The sequence below is a fragment of the uncultured Williamsia sp. genome (assembly GCF_947494875.1).
Lineage (GTDB): Bacteria > Actinomycetota > Actinomycetes > Mycobacteriales > Mycobacteriaceae > Williamsia_A.
In genome coordinates, this window is sequence record NZ_CANLWM010000003.1 from 257,804 (window position 1) to 282,582 (window position 24,779).

Consider the following 24,779-nt stretch of genomic DNA (forward strand, 5'->3'; position numbering starts at 1 on the left):
GCGTCAGCTCTTCGCGCGGGTGCGTGGTGCGGTACGCGGTTTCGTCGTCTTGCGCGGCATGACGCGCGGGCCGGCGGCCTCGGACGGTGTCGTCACGGCCTGGTGACACCACGACCACATGTCGTCGACCGACAGCGGGACGTTGGGTCCGGTCAGGTTGAAGACACCGATCTGGGCGAAGCCCGACAGCGTCGTGCTCAGCAGCGACGTGATCTGTGCCGCCGTGAGATCCGTGCGGATCAGGCCCTCGTCCTGGCACGCCGCGACGATGCGCGCGAGGAGCCGGTGCTGGGGCTCCCACACCTTCCAGAAGTCCGCGGGCCGTTCGATCTCCAGGCTCAGGTGGTAGATCGTGACCATCCGGCCACCCTTGTCCTCCGACGACTGCGCGCGCGACAGGAATCCCCGACAGAAGGCCTCCAGCTGCTCCATGGAGCCCTCGACGCCGGACACCTGTTGGCGGAGGTCCTCGGTGAACTGGCTCGTCAGGTCCTCGTACAACGCGAGGAGCAACTCCTCCTTGCCGGCGAAATGCTGATAGAAGGCACGCAGGCTGAGGTTGGAGCGCTCGATGAGCGTCTGCACGGTGAAGTCGGCGCGTCCGGATTCCTCGACGAGATCGAGGGCCGCGGCGAGGAACCGCGAGCTCCGTGCCAGGGCTCGCGCCCGCGCCGCACTCAGACGGCGGTCGATGGTCCGCTGCTTCCACAGCGGCGCATCGCCGTCCGTCACATCGGCCGGTGCGTCCGACGCGGCCTCGTCACTGCTCATTTCCTCAGGTTACGACATGTGAGAATGCTCGTGCTCGCCTGACACGGCTGCGGGGTCACGACGACGTCCACTCGGGGTCGCGCTTCTCCATGAACGCGCGAGGCCCCTCGACGGCGTCCTTGGTCAGTGCCACCTTCATCCGATAGTTCTCCGCGATCAGCTCCGCCTCGTAGATCGGCAGGGTCAACCCCTTGCGGATGGCCATGCGTGTTCCCCGAACCGCCAGCGGCGCATTGCGATTGATGATCGCGGCCACCTCCCAGGCCCGGGACATCAGATCGTCGTGCGCGACGACCTCGGTGACGAGTCCGAGGTCGAACGCGCGCTCGACGGAGAGACGTTCGTGCTTGCCGGTCAGGGCCATTCTCATCGCGACCGGCAACGGCAACACCCGGGCCAGTCGGACGGCCTCGCGACCGGAGGTGAGACCGATGCTGACGTGGGGGTCCATGAACGCCGCCTGATCCGAGGCGATCGTCACGTCGGCCGTGGTGACGAAGTCCAGCCCCGCGCCGCATGCCAGGCCGTTCACGGCGCAGATGATCGGCTTAGTGGTCTGCAGCCACGGCGGGGTGGCCTCCTGCGGTGCGTCCCACTGGCGCATGGAGCTGAGGACGGGCTCGCCCTGGGTGTCGATCCCCGCTGCGTTGGTGGTGTCGTGCCCGTCTGCCTTGGAGACGTCCGCACCGACGCAGAGTGCTCTTCCCGTACCCGTGAGGATCAGTGTCCAGACGTCGTCGCGCGCCTCGAGTTCGGCGTAGACCCCCGCGAGTTCGGCGATCATCTCGTCGTTGATGGCGTTGAGCACATGCGGACGGTTCAGCGTGACACATGCTGTCCTGTCCCGGATCTCGACCTCGATGGTCTCGTACGACATGGGGCCCTCTCGTCTCGTGCCTCTCGCGGCGACCGCTGTCATGAGGTCGTGATCGTGTCGTGCCGTGGGGCCACGGGCGTACCGAACAGTGCCTCGAACCGCTCCGTGAACGCCGGCCACACGCCCGGGTTGATCAGCCGTGGCGGGTGCGCACCGCTCAGCAGCTGCGTCCACTGCTGCGCGGTCGCGACCGCGATGTCGCGGGCCGCCTCGCGGGTGATCCCGGCGAGGTGCGGCGTGGCGACCACGGAGTCGAGAGCGAGCAGCGGCTCGTCGGCGGTCGGCGGTTCGGTGTGGAACACGTCGAGTCCCGCACCGGCGATCCGGCCCTCGGTCAGCGCGGAGTACAGCGCCTGCTCGTCGTGGATCGGACCGCGGGCCGTGGAGATGAAATATGCGGTCGCCTTCATCGTGGCGAACTCCCGCTTGCCGATCAGCCCCCGCGTCTGATCGGTGAGCGGGCAGGTCACCTGGACGAAGTCCGCCCGCGCGAGCAGGTCCGGCAGGTCGGTCACCGTCACCCCGCGAGCCCGCGCGGCGGCGGGTGTGAGGTACGGGTCGAACACCAGCACCTCCATCGCGAAGGGTGCGCAGAGTTCGACGAGTCGACCACCGATCGCGCCCATCCCGATGACGCCCAGCGTCTTCCCCGACAACTGGCTCCCCTGCAGGGAGAGTCGATGACCCAGGCTGCCGGCCCGCAGGGCTCGGTCCGCCCGCGTCACGTTCTTGGCGAGGTCGAGCATGAAGCCCAGGGCGTGCTCGGCGACCGCCTCGGCGCCGGGACCGGAGTTGTTGCACACGGCGATCCCCGCGCGGGTGCAGGCCTCGACGTCGATCACGTCGTAACCTGCGCCCGCGGAGCACACCGCGAGCAGATCCGGACACCGCCGGATCAGCTCCTCCCCCACGAGCCACTGGTCGCCGTCGGCGAACTGGCTGACGTCGGTCCGCGTGGCGACCTGGTACCCGTGGGCGCCCTGCAGCAGCGCCCAGGCCGCCTCGGGGTCGGCGAGGTCGAGGTGGACCACGTCGAGGTCGACGTCGGAGGCGGCGAGCACGTCACCCGCCGCGGGGTCCGTCCACCGTTCGTAGACGAGCCGAGGGGTCATCAGTCGACCTTGGGCTTCGCCTGCGCCGCCTTGAACATGTCCGCCAGTGCGCTGTCGACGTTCTTGTAGTCGTTCGTCGCGATGGCGCCGTCGCGGCCCGGGACCACGTCGTAGCCGAGGCGGAGATCCTTGTTCTCCATGTGGAAGTACTCCCGTCCCTGCGGCAGCCGGCGATCCGACAGCGGGACCTCCATCCACGCGCGCAGGAAGCACCGCGCCTTCTTCGGATCGGTCCCCGAGACGAAGTCGGACCGCGAGTGACACATCGCGAAGTTGTTCGCGACGCCGGCCTCGCCGGACTCCAGACGGAACTCCACCTGCTGGCGGATGAGCACCGTCCGCAGGTAGTCGATGGCCTCGGTCTCCTTCTCCGTGAACTCCCGTCCCAGGGCGTGCATGGCGGGCAGGATGCTGCTGTAGGTGAAGTTGATGCAGATCTTGCCGTCCACCTGGGAGAACACGGGGACGTTGTACGGGGTCACATCCGGCTGATCGTCCGGCTGCTCACTGCGACGATGGTGCGGGAAGCCCTCGTAGAGCACCTCCAGGAGGTCGGGTCGGTTCTCCAGGACGGTGTTGTGCGCCGCCGGTCCGCTCGAGAACTGGCTGGCGCCACCCTCCATCGCGGGGTACACGCACAGCAGCGACAGGATGTCCGCCGCGTCGTTGTGCATCGCGAGCTCCGCGCTCGACTTTGTGCCGCGGGCCGGCTGCACACCGTTGGGGAGGATCTCCTCCTGCACACGCACCATCCGGTGACCCATCGAGTTGTTCGACACGAGGTACCCGAGGTGGGTGCAGAAGGCCCAGTACATCCGCTCGAGTTCCTCGATCGAGTGCTCCTCGACCGGGAAACCACGGACGACGGCGAGGCCGCGTCCGAACATGATCTCGCGGTAGATCTTCTCGAAGTCGTCGTTCAGACCCGGATGACGAGCGTCCTCCGGGGTGATCTCGTCACGACCCTTGTGCGCGGTCGCGGCGAGGATCGAGCGCAGGGCCTCGAGGTTCTTGGCCGAGAGGTCGAACGCGAAGTCGTCCTTCCCCGTGAACGTCGCTCCGGTCCACGCCATCGGGTCGTCGACCTTCTGCTGATAGATCGCTGTGGGCATCTCATCCTCCAATCTGTCGGGCCCCCACCGCGATGTGCGGGCCGTCGTTGTCATCTGGTGGCGGTCATCCGGGTGGTGCCGGCCTCGTCGAGCGCACGCAGCGTCCGGACGCGGTCGCCGGCCGCGACGGTCATGAAGCCGAGATCGGTCCCGGCGGAGACGAACCGCAGACCCCGGTCGACGTAGCGCCGGAGCAGATCGACCGCGGGGACCCCCGCGACACCGAACGCCGGGCCGCGCGCCCGACAGGCGTCCGCGACGCGGCAGACGGCCTCGTCGAACACATCCGAGGCGAAGTCCTCGTGGACGCCGAGGTCGAGGGACAGGTCGTTCGCGCCGAGCAGGATCATGTCGACACCGGGTACGGCGGCGATCTCGTCCACGGCGGAGAGTCCCGCCCTCGACTCGACCATCACCGTCACGCTGGTGAAGGCCCGCGCCGCGACCATGACCTCCGCGACAGAACGGTGGCCGTATCCCGTGGCCGCGGTGGGACCCGAGACCGATCGGCGTCCCGTCGGGGGGAAATGCGCCGCGGCGACGACATCGGCTGCCTGACGTGCACTCTCGATGTGCGGGACGATCACCCCGGTCGCCCCGACGTCGAGTGCGCGCCCGATGCCGGACGCGTCGTGGCCCGACACGCGCACCAGCGCCACGATTCCCGCGGAGACCGCAGCCGAACACAGGTCAGCAGCCGCGTCCAGCGGAAGGGCGGTGTGTTCGAGGTCGACGTACACCGCGTCGAACCCGCATGTGGCCGCGACCATGGGCACCACCGGTGAGCGAAAGTGCTGCACAGCCATGCACAGCACGACACCATCGGTGTCGAGTGCGTCGCGCAGACCGGCCGTCACACCGCAACCGTAGCGGATTGAGAACGACGTTTCCACGAATGGAGAAATGCTGTTCTCGTCGTGTGGTAGACCTCTGCCATGGCTTCACGGGCGGTGGCGATCGTCGGCGCGGCACTCTCCGAGTGCGGTCGTGTCCCCGACATGACAGCGCGCGGGCTCGCCGCCCAGGCCGCTCGGCGCGCTCTCGCCGACTCCGGACTGGACAAGGACGACATCGACGGGTTCGGGGCCCACGGCGCACTGCTGAGTCCGGTCGACGCGGCCGAGCACCTCGGTCTGCGCCCGTCCTGGGTCGATTCGACCGATGTCGGGGGTTCCTCCTGGGTCGCGATGGCCCAGCACGCCGCAGCGGCGATCGCGGTGGGCGAGGTCGACGTCGTCCTGCTGACCTACGGCTCGACAGCGCGATCCGACGTCAAACGCAAGGTGCGGGGGTCGGCCGCGGCGATGCCGACCGGCGGACCGATGCAGTTCGAGACCCAGTACGGCGCGACGCTGATCGCGAAGTACGCGATGGCCGCCCGCCGCCACATGATCGAGTTCGGGACGACCTGCGAGCAACTCGCCGAGATCGCCGTCGCCGCACACGAGTGGGGGGCGATGAACCCCGACGCGTTCGAGTCGTTCTCGATCACCGCCGACGACGTGGCCGCGGCGCCGATGCTCGCCGACCCGTTCACCGCGAAACACGTCTGCCTGCGCACCGACGGTGGTGGCGCAGTCGTCCTCGCGGCGGAGGAGAGGGTGGGCGACTGCGCGGCGGCGCCGGTGTGGATCCGGGGCAGCGCGCAGGCCGCGAGTCACGTCTCGATGTCCGCGTGGGGTGACTTCACGCGGTCGCCCGCGGCGGACTCGGGACCGGCTGCCTTCGCCCGGGCGGGTGTGTCTCCGGACGACATCGACGTCTGCCAGCTCTACGACTCGTTCACCCACACGGTGCTGACGACGGTGGAGGACCTCGGGTTCTGCGAGAAGGGCGAGGGCGGGCCGTTCATCGCGGAGGGTCGCCTCCGGCCCGGGGGGTCGTTGCCCACGAACACCGACGGCGGCGGACTCGCGTCCTGCCATCCCGGGATGCGCGGGATGTTCCTGATGGTCGAGGCGGTCCGTCAGCTGCGCGGGGTCTGCGGTGATCGACAGGTCCCGGACGCCGCGCTGGCCTGCGTGAACGCGATGGGAGGGTTCATGTCCCACTCGGCGACGATGATCCTGGGGACGAGCCGATGAGTGAGCTGCGGGTCGCGCCCGACGAGCCGACACCGGATCTCGACACCGAATGGTGGTGGGATGCGATCGACGGCCACCGGCTGATGGTCGTCCGGTGTCCCCGATGCGACCGGGTCACCGCGGTGGCCGCGGCGTTCTGCCCGCGGTGCTGGGCCGAGGACGTGGAGCGCGTGCCCGCGTCGGGCACCGCGACGCTGTACACCTGGACCACCGTGCTCCAGGGGTACGGACCGTTCGCCGAGAAGGCACCGTATGTCGTCGCGATGGTCGACCTCGAGGAGGGGCCCCGCCTCATGACGGAGATCGTGGACGCGGATCCGGCAACCCTCCACGCCGGACTGCGATTGACAGTAGGTTTTCGGGACCGCGAGAAGGGCCGCGCGGTGATGGTGTTCGCGCCGACCACGGACACGGTTCGATGAGCGCGACGCCGTCCGCGTCGAGTCTGAGAATCTGCGACATGCATGACGAATCCAGTCCGCAAGGGCCGTTCGGGCAGTACCGTACGGATGCCGTTACTGTAAGACCGTCAGTTGGGACACCGGCGGGCACGCCATCCGCGAGCACGACGCCGCCACAACCGCTTTCGCCCGAACAGACATCGCCGCACAGGCCCCCACGACGTGGGCGACCGAGGAGCACGAGATGACCACCCAGCAGGCCACCGCCGAGGAGACCAGCGTCGACGTCAACCGTCGCGCGTCCGAACGGGGGGAATCCCGGCTCTTCATCGGCGGTGAACTCGTGCCGGCCCGCTCGGGCGAGGAGTTCGAGAACCACGCGCCGGCAACCGGTGCTCGCCTCGGCGTGACGGCCGCTGCAGGCACGCAGGACATGGATGCGGCGATCTCCGCTGCCCGCTCCGCGTTCGACGCCGAGGTCTGGTCGCGGGATCGGGCCCTGCGCAAGCGGTGCCTGCTGCAGCTCCAGGAGGCTCTCGAGGCCGAGCGTGCCGAGATCGCCGACGAACTCATGTCGGAGGTCGGCGCCCCGCGGATGACGATGGACATCGCGCAGTTGAACTGGCCGCTTCTCGACGCGCTCACCTACCCCGCGGACCTGATCGACACCTTCGCGTGGGAACGCGACCTCGGCCCCGGCGCCGTCTCCGACGCGAGGAACAAGCGACTCGCCGTGAAGGAGCCGGTGGGTGTCGTGGCCGCGATCGCGCCGTGGAACTTCCCCCTCGAGATCAACCTGAACAAGCTGGGGCAGGCGCTGGCCACGGGGAACACGGTGGTGCTCAAGCCGGACCCGAACACCCCGTGGAACGCGACCCGCCTCGGACGCCTCATCGCCGAGAAGACGGATTTCCCGGCCGGCGTCGTGAACGTCGTCCCCACTCCCGACAACGCGGTGGCGCAACAGCTGGTCACCGATCCCCGCGTCGACCTCGTGTCGTTCACGGGTTCGACCGCGGTCGGTCAGCTCATCGCGCGTCTCTCGGCGGACCGGGTGACGAACACGTTCCTCGAGCTCGGCGGCAAGTCCGCGATGGTGATCCTCCCCGACGCCGACATCGATTCCGCGATCATCAACTCGATGCAGGTCTGTGTGCACGCCGGGCAGGGATGTGCGATCAACACCCGACTGCTCGTCCACCGGTCGCAGTACGAGCGAGCCACCGAACTCGTCGCGGGCCTCTACCAGTCGATCCAGCCCGGGGACCCCGCCTCACCGGGCACGCTGCTCGGACCGGTGATCAACCCCAAGCAGCACGAGCGGATCCTGGGCTACATCGAGCGCGCTCGACAGGCCGGCGGCGAGATCGTCACCGGCGGTGGGGCACCCACCGACCTGCCCGCACACCTGCAGGGCGGGACGTACGTCGAGTCGACGCTCATCCGCGGTCTCGACAACTCGGCGGAGGCCGCACAGGACGAGATCTTCGGGCCCGTGATGGTCCTGCTGGCCTACGACGACGTCGACGAGGCGCTGGCGATCGCCAACGACAGCCGCTACGGCCTGTCGGGATCGGTGTTCGCCGGCTCCGCCGAGACCGGCCTGGACTTCGCACGTCGGATGCGGACCGGCTCCGTCATGGTGAACGGCGGCATGTTCTACGGCGCGGACGCACCGTACGGCGGATACAAGCAGAGCGGTGTGGGTCGGCAGAACGGCGTGGAGGGCTTCGAGCAGTACCTCGAGACGAAGATCATCGGATACCACTGATGCCCGGACCCGGAGGCTGCCCGCGATGACGCGGCTGCTCCCCCTGATGCGCGGCATCGGGGGTCTCTTCCTGATGGCGGCGGACACGTCGAAGTTCCTCTTCCGCCGTCCCTTTCAGACCCGTGAGTTCTTCGAGCAGGCGTGGTTCGTGGCGCGTGTCTCGATCATGCCGACCCTGCTGGTGGCGTTCCCCTTCACGGTCCTCGTCAGCTTCACGCTGAACATCCTGCTGCGCGAGCTGGGAGCGGCCGACCTCAGCGGCGCCGGTGCGGCGCTGGGCGCGGTCACCCAGGTCGGCCCCGTCGTCACGGTGCTGATCGTGGCCGGCGCCGGTGCGACCGCGATGTGCGCCGACCTCGGGTCCCGCACCGTCCGTGAGGAGATCGAGGCGATGGAGGTGCTCGGCATCGACCCGGTCCAACGGCTCGTCGTGCCGCGGGTCCTCGCATCCGGGCTCGTCGCGATGCTCCTGAACAGTCTGGTCTGCACCATCGGGATCGTCGGCGGATACCTGTTCTCCGTCTACCTCCAGGGTGTGAACCCCGGGGCGTTCGTCGCCGGGATCACGCTGCTCACCCACCTCACCGAGGTGGTCATCTCGATGATCAAGGCGCTGCTCTTCGGGCTCATCGCCGGCCTCGTCGCGTGCTACCAGGGGCTGATGGTCCGCGGCGGTGCGAAGAGCGTGGGCAACGCGGTCAACGAGACGGTCGTGTACGCGTTCATGTCCCTGTTCGTGGTGAACGTCGTCGTCACCGCCATCGGCATCCGGCTGGGTTCGTGATGGTCATCGCAGCGCGGTATCCGCGCACGTACCGGACCGTCCGCACGCCCGTGCGGTGGGCGCACACCATGGGCCATCCCGCGATGTTCTACCTCCGCGCGATCGCCGGTATCCCCACAGTCGTCACCCGATTCCGTCGCGAGACCGTCCGCCTGGTGGCCGAGATCAGCATGGGATCGGGTGCGCTCGCGGTCATCGGCGGCACCGTCATCATCGTCGGGTTCCTGACCCTGGCGGCGGGCGGCACCCTGGCCGTGCAGGGCTTCAGTTCCCTCGGCAACCTCGGGATCGAGGCGCTCACCGGCTTTTTCGCCGCATTCATCAACGTGCGCATCTCCGCACCGGTGATCGCCGGTATCGGCCTCGCGGCCACCATCGGCGCCGGCTCCACCGCCCAACTCGGCGCGATGCGGATCAACGAGGAGATCGACGCGCTCGACTCGATGGCGATCAACCCGATGACCTACCTGGTGAGCACGCGTGTCCTCGCCGGTCTGCTGGCGATCATCCCGCTGTACTCGCTGGCCGTGGTCGCGTCGTTCCTCGCCAGCCGGTACACCACGGTCCTGTTGTTCGGGCAGTCCGGTGGTCTCTACGACCACTACTTCTCGACGTTCCTGAACCCCGTCGACATCCTGTGGTCGTTCATGCAGGCGATCATCATGGCCGTCGTCGTGATGCTCGTGCACACCTACTACGGCTACTTCGCCAGCGGCGGCGCCGAGGGTGTCGGCGTCGCGGTCGGCAACGCGGTCCGCTCGTCGCTGATCGCGGTCGTCGCGGTCACGCTCCTCAGCTCGCTCGCCCTGTACGGCACCAACGGCAACTTCAACCTCTCGGGATGACGGGCGTGCAGGCGAAGACATCCGGACCCGGGGCGCAGGCGCTCGCGGGCCTGCTGTTCGTGGTCGGGTTGGTGGCCATCGTGGCCGTCTCCCTCACGATGTTCGCCGGGGGCTTCACCACCTCGGTGCCGGTCACGGTGATCTCGGACCGGGCCGGTCTGGTGATGGACCCGGACGCGAAGGTCAAGCTGCGGGGTGTCCAGGTGGGGCGCGTCAGCGCGATCAGCACCGACGGCGATCGTGCACGTCTGACCCTGGCCATGGACCCCGGCCAGATGCGACACATCCCGAGCAACACCCTCGCCGAGATCCGCTCGGTCACGTTCTTCGGAGCCAAGTTCGTCGACCTGATCCCGCCGGAGGACGCGTCCACCAGACCGCTTGCCGCGCATGCGATCCTGCAGTCGAGGAGCGTGACCGTCGAGTTCAACACCCTGTTCGACCAGTTGACCGACGTCCTCTCCCGCGTCCAGCCCGAGAAGCTGAACGCGACGCTCGGCGCGCTGGCGACGGCGTTCCGCGGCAAGGGTGCGCAGTTCGGCGACACCCTTGACAAGTTCAACGAGACGCTCAAGACGGTGAATCCCACCCTGCCCACGTTCAGCACGGATCTGCAGAAGCTCAACACCGTGGTGCGGACCTACGCGTCGGTGTCCGACCCCCTGGTGAACACGTTGCGGTCGTCGACCACGATCAGCACCACCCTGGTCGAGAAGGAACGACAGCTCGACCGGCTGCTCTCCGGGGTCATCGGGCTGTCCGACGTCGGTGACGCCGTCGTGGGCCGCAACGCGGACGGGCTCGTGAGCACTGCTCGCGCGCTGGTGCCCACACTGGATCTCACCAGCGAGTACAACGTCTCCTTCGGCTGCACCCTGGGCGGTTTCAAGAACTTCTACAACCGGGCCGAGTTGATGCCCTACCCGTTCGCCGGCCCCGGAGCCGTCCAGGCGGTCAGTTTCCTGGCGGCCAGCCCCGCGTACAAGTACCCCACGAACCTCCCGAAGCTGACCCGCGCCGGGCGGACCTACTGCGGTTCGCTGCCGCGGTTGCCCTACGACGAACAGCCGCAGTTCCTCGTCGCCGACTACGGCGCGAACCCGTTCGAGGGCCGGTCGAAGTCGACCGAGCTCAACGTCGAGAGCTTCCAGCAGCTGCTGTTCGGCCCGCCTGTGGGACTCGCGCCGTGAGCCCGTCGAAGCGCGGTGGACGTCCCATCGCGGCCATCGTCAAGTTCTCCGTCTTCGCCGTCGTCATGCTGCTCACCACGGCCGGTCTCGTCATCGTGTTCGACCAGTGGCGGTCGGGACCGACGTCGGACTACAAGGCGGTCTTCACCGACGTCTCCGGATTGAAAGCCGGCGACACCGTGCGAATCGCGGGCATCCGGGTGGGGACGGTGACGGCCGTGGACCTCGGGCTGCGCGACCACAAGGTGACGGTGGGGTTCGACTCCGATTCCGGCTCACCCCTCACCCGGGGCACCCGGGCGCAGGTGCGCTACCTGAACCTGACCGGTGACCGGTACCTGGAGCTCGCCGACGGGCCCGGCTCGGCGGCGCGCCTCCCCAAGGGCGGCACGATCCCGCAGAGTCAGACGTCCCCGGCGCTGAATCTCGATCAGCTCATCGGTGGTTTCAAGCCGTTGATCCGCGTCCTCGACCCGGACCAGTCCAACGCGTTGACGGCGTCGCTCGTGCAGATCCTGCAGGGGCAGGGCGGGACGCTGGTGTCGCTGCTGTCGAACACGAGCTCGTTCACCTCGACCCTCGCCGACAACGACCGATTGATCGGGGAGGTCATCACCAACCTGCGCACCGTCCTGGACACGATCGCCAAGAACGGCGACCAGTTCAGCGACACCATCGGGCAGCTGGACTCGCTGGTCAACGGGCTGGCTGCGCAGCGGACGCAGATCGGTCGGGCGGTCGGTCAGATCGACAGCGGGACAGCGAGTCTCGCCAGTCTGCTGCAGGACACCCGCCCGAACCTCACCCAGACCATCAACAACCTGTCGATCCTCGCGCCGACCCTGCAGGCACAGCGGGGCATCGTCGACTCGGCCCTGCAGAAGGCGCCGGAGAACTTCCGGAAGGTGGCGCGGCTGGGCTCCTACGGCAACTTCTTCAACTTCTATCTCTGCGGTGTCTCGGTCAACCTCACCGGGTTGGACGGCAAGACGGTGAAACTCCCGTGGGTTCAGCAACAGACGGGACGGTGTTCTTTCCAAGATGAATAGGTATCGCGCCGGCGACCTCGTGCGGGTCGGCATCCTCGGCCTCGTGATCGTCGTGGCCGTCATCCTCGCCGGCCTGCAGTTCGAGAAGCTGTGGTCGTTCTCCTCGGGCGTCCGCTACACCGCCGTCTTCACCGAGGCCGGGGGTCTCAAGTCCGGCGACACGGTGACGATCGGTGGCGTGGAGGTGGGTGCGGTGCAGGGCATCTCCCTCCGAGGAGACGGACTCGTCGACGTCGACTTCACCGTGCGGGACGGTATGCGACTCGGTGACACCACGCGGGCGTCCATCGAGACGCAGTCGCTGCTCGGGCAGCGGGCGGTCGTCGTCGCACCGGACGGGACGGGACAACTCTCCCCGTCGTCGCCGATCCCGGTCGCGCGGACGAACTCCCCCTACTCGTTGTCCGACGCCCTCAACGGCGTCACACGCAACACCGCCGGACTCGACACCGCAGACCTCGACAAGGCGCTCGACACCCTGTCCGGGACGTTGACCGCGACCCGGCCGGAACTCGGCCCGACCTTCGACGGCCTCTCGCGTCTGTCCCGGACGATCAATGCTCGCGACGACAGCCTGCGGGATCTGTTGGACAGCACCAGCAAGGTGACGGGGATCCTCGCCACGCAGAGCGCGAAGGTGAACAGCCTCATCCTGGGCGCGAACGACATCGTCGACGAGCTCAACGCGCGACGTCAGCAGATCGTGGACCTGCTGGCGAACACCTCCGCGGTGACCGAGCAGCTGACCATCCTGTCGCGCGAGAACGGGGACAAGCTGGCGCCGACGCTCGCGCGACTCAACGACGTCACCGCGGTGCTGCAGAAGAACCGCGACAACATCGCCAAGGCCATCCCCGGCCTGGCGAAGTACGCGACCGTCGTCGGTGAGGGCGTCTCCAGCGGGCCGTACTACAACGCCTATGTCGCGAACCTGCTGCCGGGACAGTTCATCCAGCCCTTCCTCAACGGGGCGTTCGGACTGCCCCCGCAACCGCTCCCGCTGCCGATCGTGAACCCCGATCCGCCCTTCATCCCCACCCCCGCAGCATGAGGATCACGATGCGACGTCTCGATCTCAGGAAGACCGCCGCGGCCCTGCTCGTGGTGGCCGTCCTCGTGGGCGCCTACGTCGGGTACCGGGTCGTGGAGGCCCCGATGAAGGTGACGGCCTACTTCGGGTCGACCACGTCGATCTACGTGGGCGACGCCGTGACGGTCGCCGGAGTGACGGTGGGCAAGATCGACTCGATCACCCCGCGCGGCACCCAGAACGAGATCGTCATGTCCGTCGACCACGGCGTGAAGATCCCCGCAGGCGCCAGTGCGGTCATCATCAGCCGCAGTCTGATCGCGGCGCGCTCGGTGCAGTTCACGCCGAGCTACACCGGTACCGGGCCGACGATGCGGTCCGGTGCGACGATCCCGCGTGAACGCACGGCCGTACCCGTGGAGTGGGACGAGGTGAAGACGCAGCTGAAACGCCTCGCCGACACCCTCGGACCGCAGGGCGACGACGCGACCGGGACGCTGTCGCGGTTCATCGACTCCGCCGGGACAGCGCTCGCCGGCAACGGGGACAAACTCCGCGGTGCCCTGACCGAGCTCGCGCAGTCCTCGAAGATCCTGTCCGACAAGAGCAGTGACATCGGCAGCACGATCGCGGCGCTGCAGACCTTCGTCTCGGCGCTGAAGGGCAGCACGCAGCAGATCTCGTCGCTGCAGGCGAATCTCGGATCGCTCACCTCGACGATCAGCGCGGGCAGCTCGGACCTCGACGGTGCGCTGCGGAACCTCGCCACCGCGAGCACCGAGGTGCAGGCGTTCATCGCGGGCAGCCGGGACCAGGTGAGCGAGACGGTGCAGCGCCTCGGCGACGCCACGCGCGTGCTCGTCGACAAGACCGACGACCTCCAACAGCTGCTGCACGTCGCGCCGAACGCGCTGGCCAACTACAACAACAACTACAACCCGACGACCGGAAGCCTCGTCGGCGTGTTCGTCACCAACAACTTCGCGAGCCCCGCCAACTTCCTCTGCGACGCGGTCGCGAGCCTCCGCAACGCCACGTCGGCACAGGGTGCGCAGCTGTGCGCCGACTACCTCGGACCCGCCCTGAACACGGTGGCGGTCAACTACCCCACGTTCGGCATCAACCCGCTCAAGCCCCCGGCCCCGGCCCCGGGACGGCTGCTGTACAGCCAGGACAAGCTCGAACCGTCGGCCGACTCGTCCCAGCAGTCCTCGTCGCCGCCGAAGAAGACGCCGGTGACGTCCCTGCAGCAGTTGCTCGTCCCCGGGAGCAAGCCATGACCAGGCCACGACGGCACGCCCGGCTGACGGCGGCGATCTGCATGGCGCTGGGCGTGCTGCTCACCGCCTCCGGCTGCGGGTGGAACGGCCTGAACTCGCTTCCCCTCCCCGGCGCCCAGGGTCACGGCGAGGACGCGCAGAAGTTCACCGTCCGGCTCCTCGACGTCGGCCCGCTGCAACAGAACTCACCGGTCCTGCTCGACGACGTCGACGTGGGCAGCGTGGGCGCGATGCACGTCTACGGGTGGCGTGCATCGGTCGACATCTCGGTCAAGAAGGGTGTGATCATCCCGGCCAACGCCATCGCCGCCGTGGGTCAGACGAGCCTGTTGGGCTCGAGCCATCTCGCGCTGACGACACCACCGGGTGTGGCGGCTCAGGGACGCCTGGCGTCCGGGGCCACCATCGGGTTCGACCGTTCCGAGACCTACCCGAGCACCGAGCAGACGCTGTCGTCGCTGTCCTACGTGCTCAACGGAGGTGGCCTGGGCCAGCTCGCCGATTTCTCGTCGGAGCTGAACCAGGCCTTCGACGGGCGGCAGGACACCGTTCGTCAGCTGCTGCCGCGGCTCGACGAGATCCTTGGGACGCTGAACGACCAGCGTCAGACGATCGTCTCGACGACGCAGGGGGTGAACCAGTTGGCCGGCACACTCGCACGCAACGACGGCGTCCTCGAGGACGCGCTGACGCGGATACCGGCGGCGCTCGACGTCCTGAACAAGGACCGGGACGAGCTGATCTCGGCGATCGAGAAGGCGGGGGCGTTCAGCGCGACGGCAGGTTCCGTCGTGGATCGTGCGGGAGCGGATCTGCGGCGCCTCGTCGAGGATCTCGTGCCCACGACCGACGCGTTGGCGAAGAACTCCGACGCGGTCGCGAAGACGGCGGCGTCGTTGACGACGTTCCCGTTCTCGCAGAGCCTCATCGACAAGTCGATCCATGGCGACTACTTCAACCTCTACATCGTCCTCGACCTCACCGTCCCGCGCCTGCGCAAGACGCTGCTGCTCGGGACCCCGCTGGGCGAGGCGCTGACCTCGCTGCCGGCCGTGGTCGGCAAGCAGCCGACCTCGTCGTCGAGCTACAGCAAGGACCCCTTGAAGGGCACGGTCGAACCCCCCGCCCCCGCACCCGCGCAGAAACTCCCCCAGGTGCCGGGATTCACGACGATGGGTCCGGGTGCGCCGTGATCCTCTCGCGCATGGTGAAGATCCAGCTGGCGATATTCGGTGTCCTGACCATCATCGGTCTGGCGGTGATGGGCTTCGGCTACATCCGGGTGCAGACGTTCCTGGGCATCGGGACGTACTCGGTCAAGGTCGACCTGCCGGCGGCGGGTGGGCTCTACCGGTTCGCCAACGTCACCTACCGCGGTGACCAGATCGGGCGGGTCACCGACGTCGGTCTCTCCGACGACGGGGTGACCGCGACCATGTCGCTCGACAGCGACCGCAAGATCCCGACGGATCTGCGCGCGGAGGTCAAGAGTGTCTCGGCGGTCGGTGAGCAGTACGTCGACATCATCCCGCAGACCGACGACGGACCTTATCTGCGCGACGGGTCGGTCATCCCCGTGAACCGCACGACGATCCCGCAGGAGGTCGGGCCACTGCTGGACCAGCTCGACCGGTTGGTCTCCACGATCCCGGAGGACAAGTTCTCCACCCTGCTCGACGAGACCTATCGCGGCTTCGCGGGCGCGGGCGACGATCTCGGGACCATCCTGTCGTCGGCGAACGCGGTCGCGACGCAGTTGGAGGCCAACGATTCCCGGTTGGCCACGTTGATCACCGACTCGGGCCCGCTGCTGGACACCCAGGTGAACGGCGCGGCGGACATCCGACGGTGGATCACCGGCCTGTCGGGGGTCACCGGGACGATCGCGAGCGACGACGCGAGTGTCCGGACCGTCCTGGACCAGGGCCCCGGACTGACGCAACAGGCGACCGCTCAACTCGCACAACTCAGCCCGACGCTGCCGCTGCTGCTCGCGAACCTGACCAACGTCGGGCAGGTGGCCGTGAAGTACAACCCCGGGTTGCGCCAGACGTTCATCCTGCTGCCGCGGCTGCTGCTGAACTCCGCCGCCGCCGATCCCCGGGCGAGCAGCGATCTGTTCGGCGCGGCGCGTGGTGACTTCAACCTGCAGGTCAACCAGCCGCCTGCGTGCACCGTCGGGTTCCTCCCGGCGTCGCAACGCCGCAACCCCGACGAGCTCAACACGGTCGACACCCCCAGCGACCTCTACTGCAAGCTGGCGCAGGACTCGCCGGTCGCCGTCCGCGGGGCGAGGAACTATCCGTGCATGGACACGCCGGGCCGCCGTGCGCCGACGGTCGCGCTGTGCAAGAGCAAGGACGGGTTCGCGCCCCTCGCCCGTAACGGTCCGTTCGTGGGTGGCAACCCGGCCGATCCCGACCTGGAACGTCAGGGCGTCCCGGACTCGTCCGGCGGCCCGCAGACGGGGACGCCGCGCAACTATGGCGCACCGTCGTCCTACGACTCGTCCACGGGGAAGTTCGTGGCACCGGACGGCGAGATCTACACCGACGGCAACGCCGCGGGCGACTTCAGGCCGGCGACGTCCTGGACACAGCTCATGCCGCAGTGACGGCGGACCACCACATCGAGGGGAAACGAATGGATTTCACGGGTACCGCAGCGATCGTGACCGGGGGTGCCGGTGGTCTCGGCGAAGCCGTGGTGCGTGCCCTGCACGCCGCCGGCGGCGCGGTCGTGATCGCCGACCTCGCCGACGGCCCGGCCGCGGACCTGGCCGACGAACTCGGTGACCGTGTCCGGTACGTCCGCACCGACGTCCTCGACGACGACGACGTCACCGCCGCCATCACCGCCGCCTCCGAGCTCGCGACGTTCCGCTACGCGGTGATCGCGCACGGTGGGTTCGGGGTGGCGCAGCGCGTCGTCGGCAAGGACAACCGCCCCGCCGAGATGGCCGGCTTCGAGAAGACGATCAGCCTGTACCTGAACGGGACCTACAACGTCCTCCGCCTGACCGCGGCCGCGATCGCGGCGACGGACACCGACAGCCGCGACGAACGGGGTGCCGTCGTCGCGACCGCCTCGATCGCCGGATACGAGGGTCAGGTCGGCCAGAGCGCCTACGCCGCGGCGAAAGCCGGCGTCATCGGACTCACCCTCGCCGCAGCACGCGATCTCGCCCCGGTCGCGGTGCGGGTCAACACGATCGCGCCGGGGACCATGCTCACACCGCGGATGGCGTCCGTCGGCGAGGAGATGCTCGCCGGTTTCGCCGCGAACGTGCCCTTCCCCCGCCGACTGGGGCAACCGTCGGAGTTCGCCGACCTCGCACTGCACCTGCTGTCGAACACCTACCTCAACGGCGAGGTGGTCCGGCTCGACGGCGCCCAACGGTTCCAGCCCCGCTGACCCCACCGGTCTCCACCGCGCAGGACCTGCGCGGTGGAGACCGCCTCAGCCCTCCCGGCGGAACAGGATGGCGCCGGACGGTACGCCGCCGCCGGCGGTGGCGACCGCGACCCGGGCGTCGGGGACCTGGAGGCCGCTCCCCCGCCCACGAAGCTGCAGGACCGCCTCGCGGACGAACCCGTATCCGTGGAGACGCCCGGCCGACAGTTGTCCCCCATGGGGATTGAGCGGCAGCGTGCCGTCCACGGCGATCCCGGACCCGTCGCCGATGAGGTCGGCGGCCTCGCCCGCTCCGCAGAAGCCGAGCGTCTCGATCCACGACAGCGCGTTGAACGTGAAACCGTCGTAGATGCAGCCCACGTCGACGTCGTCGGGGCCCAGGTCGGTCCGCGACCACAGGTGCGCTGCGGGTCCGATGGTCTGCGGCAGGTAGTGCAGTGTTCCCTGATCCCAGCTCAACGGCTCGGTGATCTGGGTCCCGACCGCCTCGACGAAGACGGGTTCGCAGTCCATGTCGGCGACGGCGTCGATCGCGGAGACCACGACGGCGACGGCACCGTCGCAGGGGACGTCGCAGTCGTACAGGCCGAACGGCGTCGAGACCATCCGGGCCGACATGTACTCGTCCATCGTCAACGGATCCCGGTACACCGCCTCGGGATTGGCGCCGGCGTGGGCGCGGGTCGTCACCGCGATCGCACCCAGCACCTCACGTCCGACCCCGTACCGGTGCATGTAGTTCGACGCCTGACAGCCGATCCACGTCGCCGGGGACATCGCGCCGTAGGGCCCCCGGGACTCCATCATCCCCTCGGGACGGCCGGACGGCGGGTCGATCTCCCCGGCCCGCATCATCGCGCTGTTGGTCGACTGCCACACCGACCGGATGCACAGGACGTGGCGACACAGCCCGGCCGAGACGGCGAGCATCGCGGTGATGATGGACCCGTTCTGTCCCGGGAGGTCTCCCCCGCCGTTGACCCACGTGGGGTGGATCGTCAACGACTGTTCGAGGGGCATGATGCCGCCCTCGGAGATGCCGGTCGGACCCCAGCCGGGGTAGGTGGACAGGCCGTCGATGTCGTCCATCGTCAGGCCCGCGTCGGCGACGGCGCGCTCGGCGGCGTCGACGGCGAGCGTCACGGGATCGATCATGAGCCGGCGTCCGACCCTCGACTGGCCGACACCGGTGATCGCGACGTCGTCCTCGAACTTGCGCCGCGACACCGGCGGTCGCACACGTCGCGACGCGGGATCCGGCTCGGGGACGGGCCCGGTCTCCCCGCCGGCCTCGGGATCGGGTTCGAACAGGGGCAGCCAGACGTGCTCGGACGCCTGCTCGAAGCGCACGCGCACGCGCATCCCGACCACCACGTCGTCGACGTCGCACCCGACGACGTTCGTCGTCAACCGGGCGCCGTCGTCCTCGTCGATGGCGACGATGGCGACGACGTAGGGCGGGGGCATCGAGGGGACGAGGTGCTGGTGGTTCACCGACACCCCGACGACCGTCCCCCGGCCCGACGTCGGTGTCATCGTCAACGAGCGGGAGCGACACCGACGGCATGCTGCCGGCGTCGGGTTGTTCCACGCGCCGCAGTCGTCGCACCGGCTGATACGCAGCACGCCGTCGGCTCCCGATGCCCAGAAGTCACGGGTCAGGATGGTCGTCTGAGGGGCAGGTCTGATCGAGGTCGTGGTCATGACGATGCGTCCTTGTCGAGGGGGTGCTGCACGAAGATGGCTGTGGGCCGGGCGGTCAACCGCGCAGGCGACGTGCGACGGCCATGCCGAGGACGGCGGGGACCATGGTGATGAGGAACGTCCACGCCAGCCCGGAGGTCAGCTCCACCCCGGGTGAGACGCCAGCGAGTCCCGAGACCTCCAGCACGCCCAGCACACTGCACACGACGCCGGTCACCACGGCGCACACCACGGCCGCCCGCACCCACGTGTAGGCGTCGACGGTGTCTCGGTTGCGACGCGATACGCCGTCGACGACACCGGCTGCCACGGCCACGAGGATGACGATCGCGGTACCCGAGTACCGGAACGCCGCGCTGTGCAGCGGCGCGGACTCGGTGAGCGCGCCCGCGGCCGTCCGCACGGCGATGTGTGCGACGGCCAGGATCAGGCCGCGTACGACCCAGTCGACGGCGCGGGATCGGGTGACCGTGCGTCCGGACGAGGCCGTCACCCGGCCGCCATCACGCGGATCATCGACTCCTGCGCGTAGGCGGCCACCAGACGCCCGTCGGCGGTGAACACGTCACCGGTGCCGAACCCGCGGGACCGGTTGAGCGCCAGGCCTCGCTGGCGGATGAGCAGCCAGTCGTCGAGGTGGATGTCGTCGTGGAACCACATGGTGTGGGAGGTGACCGCGGTGTGGACGCGAACCCCGTTGTCCTGCTGCGCGACTCCCTCGACGGGCAGCAGGAGCGTGCCGATCATGGAGAGGTCGGTGGCGTGGGCCAGCAGTGCCTTCTGCATCCACTCGTCGTCGGCCCGGACCGGCGCGCGCATCCACAGCGCGCACTCGGACGGCTGCGAGCGCCGGTCGAAGAGGTCGACGTCGCCGACGATGCGGACATCCCACGGCAGGATCCCCAGATCGACGGGACGGGCGTCGTCGGGGCTTCCCGGCGGATCCCCCACGGGCAGCAGGGTCGGACCGTCCTCCGGAGTGTGGAAGGACATCAGCGTGTGGCCGATCGTGCGCTCGCCCTGTCGGGCCGCGACCCGCGCCGACGCATACGTCCGGCCGTTGTGCAGCGATGTCACGTCGAAGTCGACGGGGGTGTCGGTCGCACCCTCGCGCGCGAACAAATGCGTGAAGGATTTCAGGGACTTCTCGGGCGCGGCCGACGCGGCGGCCATCACCGCCTGACCCATGATCTGTCCGCCGAACACGCGGTCGGTGCCGATCGGGATGTTGTCGCCCCGGAACGTGCCGCTGTCGTCGGTGGGTGCGAGGCGGAGACAACGATCGAGTTCGTCGAGCGACAACACCGACACCGGTGGACCTCCATGGGCAGGCGCCGCGGCGTCGGGGTCGACGTCGTCGGCGAGTGATCGGAACGCGTTACTGTATCTCCTACAGTAAGCGCTCGTACTCAGGTCTGAGAAGAATCTGAACATTGCCGTGACCTGCGTCGGATCGGCCAACACGGCTGGAGCGTGCGGGTACTGTGACCCGCGTCGGTCACCGGGCCGACGGACGGTCGGGATCGACCGGCTCTCGAGAGGTGGTGGACGTGTTCGGCTCGTCGAGGCGCAAGGCCGACCCCCCGGATCCGGACGAGTCCGCACCGGGTGACGGGAGCGGCGAGGCAGTCGATGCGTTGAGTGCGGCTCGCGACGACATCGCCCGGCTCGAGGCGGAGGCGCAGGAGGTGGAGGCCAAGGCCACGCAGGCGCGGGAACGGATGGAGCGACTCGAGGCGGCACGTGTCGCCGAGGAGGAGGCCCGCACGCTCGAGGCCGCCGCGGCGGAGTCGGCGCGGCAGGCGGCGGAGGCGCGCAAGCGGGTCGCCGCACTCTCGGGAGGGGTTTCCGGTGGCGCCGACACGGCCGTCGCCGTGTCCGACGACACCGGCGAGGACGCCGACGACACGGTCACAGACACCGACACCGACGATGCCGACTCGACATCGACGGACGTCCGGCGACGGTCGCGTCTGCGGCGGATCGGGTCCGGGGTCGCGTCGGGAACGCGCGGCGGGGTCGTCGCGCTGACCCGCCCACCGGTCGCCGTGGCCGCCGCGGCCGTGGTTGTCGTCGTGGGGCTGGCCTCGCTCGCCGGATTCCTCGTCGTCGATCACCTCGACGTCCGCCACGATGCCGACCTCCGGGGCGAGGCGCTCGCGGCCGCCCGGCAAGGCGTGGTCGATCTGACCTCGATCGACCACACCAAGGCCGACGCCGACGTCGCGCGGATCGTCGACAACTCGACGGGCGGCTTCCGCGACGACTTCCAGAAGCGTTCCGGCGCTTTCGTGTCCGTGGTCCAGGACTCGCAGGTGTCCACCGCCGGCACCGTCACCGGTGTCGGCGTCGAATCGGTGTCGGACTCCTCCGCTGTCGCGTTGGTCGCGGCGACGTCGAAGGTCACGAACTCCGCCGGCGCACAGGACCAGCCGCGCATGTGGCGGCTGCGGGTGACACTGACCAGAGATCAAGGGGTGTACAAGATGTCACGAGTGGACTTCGTCCCGTGAAGGCCGACGTCAGCGAACGGGACACGTCGGTGAGCGACGCCGAGGCGCCGGAGGACAGCGCCGCGGACGGCCCCGACGGCGCCACCACCGACGGCACGGCAGCCGACAGCACGGTGACCCTCGAGAAGACCGAGACCGCGAAGTCGCCTGCGGTGACCGAGAAGAAGGGTCGGTTCCGTCGCCTCCGCGCAGCGGTCGCGCCCCGGACGCGACGGGGACGTGTCGTCGCCGGGGTCCTGTCCGTCCTGGTGGTCGCGGCGGTCGCGGTCGTCCTGTCGCTCTACCTCGCGCTCACGCGTCCGGACCGCGCGATCGACTCGTCCGAGCGATCAGCGGCCACAGCGGCGGCCGGCCAGGGGGCTGTCGCGATCCTCGCGTACGAACCGGCGAAGTTGCAGCAGGACTTCGACTCCGCGAAACAGCGTCTGACAGGACCGTTCCGCGACTACTACACGACGTTCACGACCGAGGTCGTCGCACCGGCGGTCAAGGCGAAGCAGATCACGTCCGCGGTCACCGTGGTCGGGTCGTCTCTGACGTCGATCGACGACTCCCAGGCCACCGCACTGGTTTTCGTGAACCAGACAGTGACGTCGACCGACAGCAAGGACCCGCGCCTGACGTCGAGCAGCATCAAGGTCGGCATGCAGAAGGTCGACGGGGCCTGGAAGATCTCCAGCTTCGACCCCGTGTGACGCCGACGGGGTCCCGTCAGACCTCGACGACCACTCCCCCGGCCTGACCGCCGCCCGCACACATCGCGGCGACACCGATCCCGCCGCCGCGACGACGGAGGTCGCCGACGAGGGTGGCGATCATGCGTCCCCCGCTCGCGGCGATGGGGTGGCCGATGCTGCACCCGCTGCCGTGGATGTTGACGACGTCCTCGGAGATGCCGAACTCGCGGCAGGCCGCGATCGGCACCGATGCGAACGCCTCGTTGATCTCCCACAGCGCGACGTCGGCGACGGTGAGCCCGGACCGGTCGAGCAGGCGACGGATCACCGCGATGGCCGCGCTGCCGGTGTCGCGGGGTGACGTCGCGGTGGAGGCGACCGCGCGGATCTGGGCGAGGGCGGTCACCCCGGTCGACCGGGCGGTGTCGGGGTCGGCGACGACCAGCGCCGCGGCGGCGTCGTTCAGGCCGCTCGCGTTCCCCGCCGTGATCGAGAACCCGTCGATCTCCGGGTGCACGGGTGCGAGGGAGGCGAGTTTCTCCGCCGTCGTCGACCGACGCGGGTGCTCGTCCACCGCGAACACCGCCGACTGCCCGTCGGCGCGCACCGCCTCGATGGGATCGATCTCGTCGACGAAGGTGCCGTCGTCGATCGCCGCGATCGCCCGCTGATGGGAGCGCAGGGCCCACTCGTCCATGGCCTCCCGGCTGATCGCGTAGGCGCGCGCCGTGTTCCACCCGACGGTGATGGACATGTCCATCGCGGGCGCCTCGGCGGAGTCGGGGTGGGTGAACGGCATCCACGGCTCGACGAACTCGTCGGCGGTGCCCGGGACACGTTGCTTCATGACCGGTGTCAGCGAGGTGCTCTGGACACCTCCGGCGATCACCACCGAGGCGGCCCCGGCGGCCACGGTGGTCGCGGCGACCGCGGTCGCGGAGAGGCCGCCGGCGCAGTGGCGGTTGACCGCGAGGCCGGGAACCGACGTGAGCCCGGTGGCGACGGCGGCGTGCCGGGCGAGATCGCCTCCGCCGTAGTGTGATTCGGCGAGGACGATGTCGTCGACGCGGTCGGCGCCGAGCCCGGAGCGCTCGAGTGCCGATCGGACCACGTGCGCGGCCATCGTCTCGGCCGGGGTCCCCGCGAGGGACCCCTTGAACGCGGTCCCCACCGGGGTGCGGGTGGTGGCGACGATGACCGGGCGCGTCGACAGCAAGACAGACCTCCGAGGGACGACGGATCGCCGACGGACAGGTCGCCGTCGACGACTGACGACATTACCGTAAGGCTTTCAGTAAGTGCGCCGGTCCACCGTGTCCCGGAGGCCGTCCCGGGGCGGCCGACGACCGTCGGCGGGGACACCCGGTGCCGTAGCATCCGTCGTGTGATGAAGCGCCTGTTCGCGTCCCTGTCCGTCGCCGTCGCGGTGGCCACCACCGGTGTCGTCCTGACCGGCGCCGCGCCCGCGTCCGCGGCGCCGTGTTCGAACGTCGAGGTCGTGTTCGCCCGGGGAACCGCGGAGCCGGCACCCCCGATCGGACTGACGGGTTCGGCGTTCATCGCGTCGCTGAGGTCGCAGCTGCCCGGCCGCTCGGTGGCGCAGTACGGCGTGAACTACCCCGCGTCGGCGAGCTTCACCGACCGCATCGGTACCGCGCGCTCGGTGATCGCAGGCGTGAACGACGTGCAGCGGAGGGTCGCGTTCCTGGCGTCGGCGTGCCCCGGGACGCGGATCGTCCTCGCCGGCTACTCCCAGGGTGCGGTGGTCGCCGGCTACGCCGTGAGCCCGCAGGTGGTCCTGCCACCGGAGTACCGCACCTTCACCCCGCGCCCGCTGGCGCCCGCGCTGCTGCAGAAGATCGCCGCGGTCGTCCTCTTCGCCCCGCCGTCGGCGCGGTTCCTGTCCGACGCGGGTGCGCCGCCGGTCGCCGTGCAACCTGCCCTCGCCGGGCGTACCGCGCGGTACTGCATCCCCTCCGACAACATCTGCAACGGGGCGCCGCTGGCGGGCCCGGGTGCTGTGCACGTGCTCTACGCGGTGAACGGCGACGTCGTACGCGGGGCGGGTTTCGCCGCCCGGGCGGTGCGCGGCTGACCCACCCCGACGAGACACCCCGACGACCGTTGGTCGTCGGGGTGTTCTGCGTTCGGGCCCCCGCTCGCGG

General features: G+C 69.2%; 24 protein-coding genes. 15 read left to right on the top strand and 9 right to left on the bottom strand.

What is annotated here, in order from left to right:
- Positions 1-3 precede the first annotated feature (3 nt).
- Genes Q1A98_RS09435 through Q1A98_RS09455 form a run of 5 tightly spaced genes read right to left on the bottom strand, consistent with a single transcriptional unit; the run spans position 4 to position 4,729 of the window.
- On the bottom strand, positions 4-771 hold the full coding sequence (locus tag Q1A98_RS09435) for a TetR/AcrR family transcriptional regulator (RefSeq protein ID WP_299572424.1): 768 nt from the start codon (positions 769-771) through the stop codon (positions 4-6).
- Between the two features lie 55 nt (positions 772-826).
- The gene (locus Q1A98_RS09440; protein ID WP_299572426.1) at positions 827-1,648 is read right to left on the bottom strand and encodes an enoyl-CoA hydratase-related protein; all 822 of its coding nucleotides are present in this window, start codon (positions 1,646-1,648) and stop codon (positions 827-829) included.
- A gap of 38 nt (positions 1,649-1,686) precedes the next feature.
- Positions 1,687-2,760 carry a hydroxyacid dehydrogenase gene (locus Q1A98_RS09445; protein WP_299572429.1) on the bottom strand — a complete coding sequence of 358 codons (1,074 nt, stop codon included), beginning with the start codon at positions 2,758-2,760 and terminating at the stop codon, positions 1,687-1,689.
- Complete coding sequence (locus Q1A98_RS09450) at positions 2,760-3,872, bottom strand: TauD/TfdA family dioxygenase (RefSeq protein WP_299572432.1); 1,113 nt, start codon at positions 3,870-3,872, stop codon at positions 2,760-2,762. Before Q1A98_RS09450 ends, Q1A98_RS09445 begins: the two co-directional genes overlap by 1 nt.
- 50 nt (positions 3,873-3,922) lie before the next feature.
- Positions 3,923-4,729 (bottom strand): aldolase/citrate lyase family protein, encoded by an 807-nt coding sequence (locus tag Q1A98_RS09455; protein WP_299572434.1) that lies wholly within the window; start codon positions 4,727-4,729, stop codon positions 3,923-3,925.
- A 78-nt stretch (positions 4,730-4,807) separates the two neighbouring features.
- On the opposite strand from Q1A98_RS09455, the gene Q1A98_RS09460 reads away from it, so the two are divergent.
- The 12 genes from Q1A98_RS09460 to Q1A98_RS09515 all read left to right on the top strand — a co-directional run bounded on the left by Q1A98_RS09460 (position 4,808) and on the right by Q1A98_RS09515 (position 17,720).
- A complete protein-coding gene (locus Q1A98_RS09460) occupies positions 4,808-5,956 on the top strand; it encodes an acetyl-CoA acetyltransferase (RefSeq protein WP_299572437.1) in 1,149 nt (382 codons plus the stop codon).
- On the top strand, positions 5,953-6,378 hold the full coding sequence (locus tag Q1A98_RS09465; RefSeq protein ID WP_299572440.1) for an OB-fold domain-containing protein: 426 nt from the start codon (positions 5,953-5,955) through the stop codon (positions 6,376-6,378). The genes Q1A98_RS09460 and Q1A98_RS09465 overlap by 4 nt, the downstream gene beginning before the upstream one ends.
- A 223-nt stretch (positions 6,379-6,601) precedes the next feature.
- A complete protein-coding gene (locus tag Q1A98_RS09470; protein WP_299572443.1) occupies positions 6,602-8,128 on the top strand; it encodes an aldehyde dehydrogenase family protein in 1,527 nt (508 codons plus the stop codon).
- Positions 8,129-8,153: 25 nt separating this feature from the next.
- The gene (locus Q1A98_RS09475; protein ID WP_299572445.1) at positions 8,154-8,912 is read left to right on the top strand and encodes an ABC transporter permease; all 759 of its coding nucleotides are present in this window, start codon (positions 8,154-8,156) and stop codon (positions 8,910-8,912) included.
- Positions 8,912-9,757, top strand: a complete 846-nt coding sequence (locus Q1A98_RS09480; RefSeq protein ID WP_299572830.1) for an ABC transporter permease — start codon at positions 8,912-8,914, stop codon at positions 9,755-9,757. Before Q1A98_RS09475 ends, Q1A98_RS09480 begins: the two co-directional genes overlap by 1 nt.
- Positions 9,754-10,947: an MCE family protein gene (locus tag Q1A98_RS09485; RefSeq protein ID WP_299572448.1), complete on the top strand. Its 1,194-nt coding sequence runs from the start codon at positions 9,754-9,756 to the stop codon at positions 10,945-10,947. Before Q1A98_RS09480 ends, Q1A98_RS09485 begins: the two co-directional genes overlap by 4 nt.
- Positions 10,944-11,996, top strand: a complete 1,053-nt coding sequence (locus tag Q1A98_RS09490; RefSeq protein ID WP_299572450.1) for an MlaD family protein — start codon at positions 10,944-10,946, stop codon at positions 11,994-11,996. Before Q1A98_RS09485 ends, Q1A98_RS09490 begins: the two co-directional genes overlap by 4 nt.
- Positions 11,989-13,047, top strand: coding sequence for an MCE family protein (locus Q1A98_RS09495; RefSeq protein WP_299572452.1), 1,059 nt, complete (start codon positions 11,989-11,991; stop codon positions 13,045-13,047). Before Q1A98_RS09490 ends, Q1A98_RS09495 begins: the two co-directional genes overlap by 8 nt.
- An 8-nt stretch (positions 13,048-13,055) precedes the next feature.
- Positions 13,056-14,306, top strand: coding sequence for an MCE family protein (locus tag Q1A98_RS09500; protein WP_299572453.1), 1,251 nt, complete (start codon positions 13,056-13,058; stop codon positions 14,304-14,306).
- Positions 14,303-15,499, top strand: a complete 1,197-nt coding sequence (locus Q1A98_RS09505) for an MCE family protein (protein WP_299572455.1) — start codon at positions 14,303-14,305, stop codon at positions 15,497-15,499. Before Q1A98_RS09500 ends, Q1A98_RS09505 begins: the two co-directional genes overlap by 4 nt.
- A gap of 11 nt (positions 15,500-15,510) precedes the next feature.
- Complete coding sequence (locus Q1A98_RS09510; protein WP_299572456.1) at positions 15,511-16,920, top strand: MCE family protein; 1,410 nt, start codon at positions 15,511-15,513, stop codon at positions 16,918-16,920.
- Positions 16,921-16,949: 29 nt separating this feature from the next.
- Entirely contained in the window at positions 16,950-17,720 is a 771-nt protein-coding gene (locus Q1A98_RS09515; protein WP_299572459.1) for an SDR family oxidoreductase, read from the top strand.
- Between the two features lie 45 nt (positions 17,721-17,765).
- Here the strand turns inward: Q1A98_RS09515 and Q1A98_RS09520 are convergent, their stop codons facing one another.
- From Q1A98_RS09520 to Q1A98_RS09530, 3 genes are read right to left on the bottom strand one after another with little or no spacing between them, the layout of a single operon-like run.
- The gene (locus Q1A98_RS09520) at positions 17,766-19,424 is read right to left on the bottom strand and encodes an OB-fold domain-containing protein (RefSeq protein ID WP_299572461.1); all 1,659 of its coding nucleotides are present in this window, start codon (positions 19,422-19,424) and stop codon (positions 17,766-17,768) included.
- Between the two features lie 55 nt (positions 19,425-19,479).
- Positions 19,480-19,917, bottom strand: a complete 438-nt coding sequence (locus Q1A98_RS09525) for a hypothetical protein (protein WP_299572462.1) — start codon at positions 19,915-19,917, stop codon at positions 19,480-19,482.
- Entirely contained in the window at positions 19,914-20,735 is an 822-nt protein-coding gene (locus tag Q1A98_RS09530) for an acyl-CoA thioesterase II (RefSeq protein ID WP_299572464.1), read from the bottom strand. The genes Q1A98_RS09525 and Q1A98_RS09530 overlap by 4 nt, the downstream gene beginning before the upstream one ends.
- Positions 20,736-20,974: 239 nt before the next feature.
- Between Q1A98_RS09530 and Q1A98_RS09535 the strand changes: the two genes are divergently transcribed.
- A complete protein-coding gene (locus Q1A98_RS09535) occupies positions 20,975-21,937 on the top strand; it encodes a hypothetical protein (protein WP_299572467.1) in 963 nt (320 codons plus the stop codon).
- Positions 21,934-22,632 (top strand): hypothetical protein, encoded by a 699-nt coding sequence (locus tag Q1A98_RS09540; RefSeq protein WP_299572469.1) that lies wholly within the window; start codon positions 21,934-21,936, stop codon positions 22,630-22,632. The genes Q1A98_RS09535 and Q1A98_RS09540 overlap by 4 nt, the downstream gene beginning before the upstream one ends.
- A gap of 16 nt (positions 22,633-22,648) precedes the next feature.
- Here Q1A98_RS09540 and Q1A98_RS09545 read toward each other — a convergent pair whose 3' ends face one another.
- Positions 22,649-23,827 carry a thiolase family protein gene (locus Q1A98_RS09545; RefSeq protein ID WP_299572832.1) on the bottom strand — a complete coding sequence of 393 codons (1,179 nt, stop codon included), beginning with the start codon at positions 23,825-23,827 and terminating at the stop codon, positions 22,649-22,651.
- Positions 23,828-24,001: 174 nt separating this feature from the next.
- Between Q1A98_RS09545 and Q1A98_RS09550 the strand changes: the two genes are divergently transcribed.
- On the top strand, positions 24,002-24,709 hold the full coding sequence (locus tag Q1A98_RS09550) for a cutinase family protein (protein WP_366943417.1): 708 nt from the start codon (positions 24,002-24,004) through the stop codon (positions 24,707-24,709).
- Positions 24,710-24,779 lie beyond the last annotated feature (70 nt).

Excerpts from the sequence above, each read along its gene's own strand:
- Q1A98_RS09435 (WP_299572424.1), bottom strand. The coding sequence starts at position 771 with ATGAGCAGTGACGAGGCCGCGTCGGACGCACCGGCCGATGTGACGGAC.
- Q1A98_RS09440 (WP_299572426.1), bottom strand. The coding sequence starts at position 1,648 with ATGTCGTACGAGACCATCGAGGTCGAGATCCGGGACAGGACAGCATGT.
- Q1A98_RS09445 (WP_299572429.1), bottom strand. The coding sequence starts at position 2,760 with ATGACCCCTCGGCTCGTCTACGAACGGTGGACGGACCCCGCGGCGGGT.
- Q1A98_RS09450 (WP_299572432.1), bottom strand. The coding sequence starts at position 3,872 with ATGCCCACAGCGATCTATCAGCAGAAGGTCGACGACCCGATGGCGTGG.
- Q1A98_RS09460 (WP_299572437.1), top strand. The coding sequence starts at position 4,808 with ATGGCTTCACGGGCGGTGGCGATCGTCGGCGCGGCACTCTCCGAGTGC.
- Q1A98_RS09465 (WP_299572440.1), top strand. The coding sequence starts at position 5,953 with ATGAGTGAGCTGCGGGTCGCGCCCGACGAGCCGACACCGGATCTCGAC.
- Q1A98_RS09470 (WP_299572443.1), top strand. The coding sequence starts at position 6,602 with ATGACCACCCAGCAGGCCACCGCCGAGGAGACCAGCGTCGACGTCAAC.
- Q1A98_RS09475 (WP_299572445.1), top strand. The coding sequence starts at position 8,154 with ATGACGCGGCTGCTCCCCCTGATGCGCGGCATCGGGGGTCTCTTCCTG.
- Q1A98_RS09480 (WP_299572830.1), top strand. The coding sequence starts at position 8,912 with ATGGTCATCGCAGCGCGGTATCCGCGCACGTACCGGACCGTCCGCACG.
- Q1A98_RS09485 (WP_299572448.1), top strand. The coding sequence starts at position 9,754 with ATGACGGGCGTGCAGGCGAAGACATCCGGACCCGGGGCGCAGGCGCTC.
- Q1A98_RS09495 (WP_299572452.1), top strand. The coding sequence starts at position 11,989 with ATGAATAGGTATCGCGCCGGCGACCTCGTGCGGGTCGGCATCCTCGGC.
- Q1A98_RS09500 (WP_299572453.1), top strand. The coding sequence starts at position 13,056 with ATGCGACGTCTCGATCTCAGGAAGACCGCCGCGGCCCTGCTCGTGGTG.
- Q1A98_RS09505 (WP_299572455.1), top strand. The coding sequence starts at position 14,303 with ATGACCAGGCCACGACGGCACGCCCGGCTGACGGCGGCGATCTGCATG.
- Q1A98_RS09510 (WP_299572456.1), top strand. The coding sequence starts at position 15,511 with ATGGTGAAGATCCAGCTGGCGATATTCGGTGTCCTGACCATCATCGGT.
- Q1A98_RS09515 (WP_299572459.1), top strand. The coding sequence starts at position 16,950 with ATGGATTTCACGGGTACCGCAGCGATCGTGACCGGGGGTGCCGGTGGT.
- Q1A98_RS09520 (WP_299572461.1), bottom strand. The coding sequence starts at position 19,424 with ATGACCACGACCTCGATCAGACCTGCCCCTCAGACGACCATCCTGACC.
- Q1A98_RS09550 (WP_366943417.1), top strand. The coding sequence starts at position 24,002 with ATGAAGCGCCTGTTCGCGTCCCTGTCCGTCGCCGTCGCGGTGGCCACC.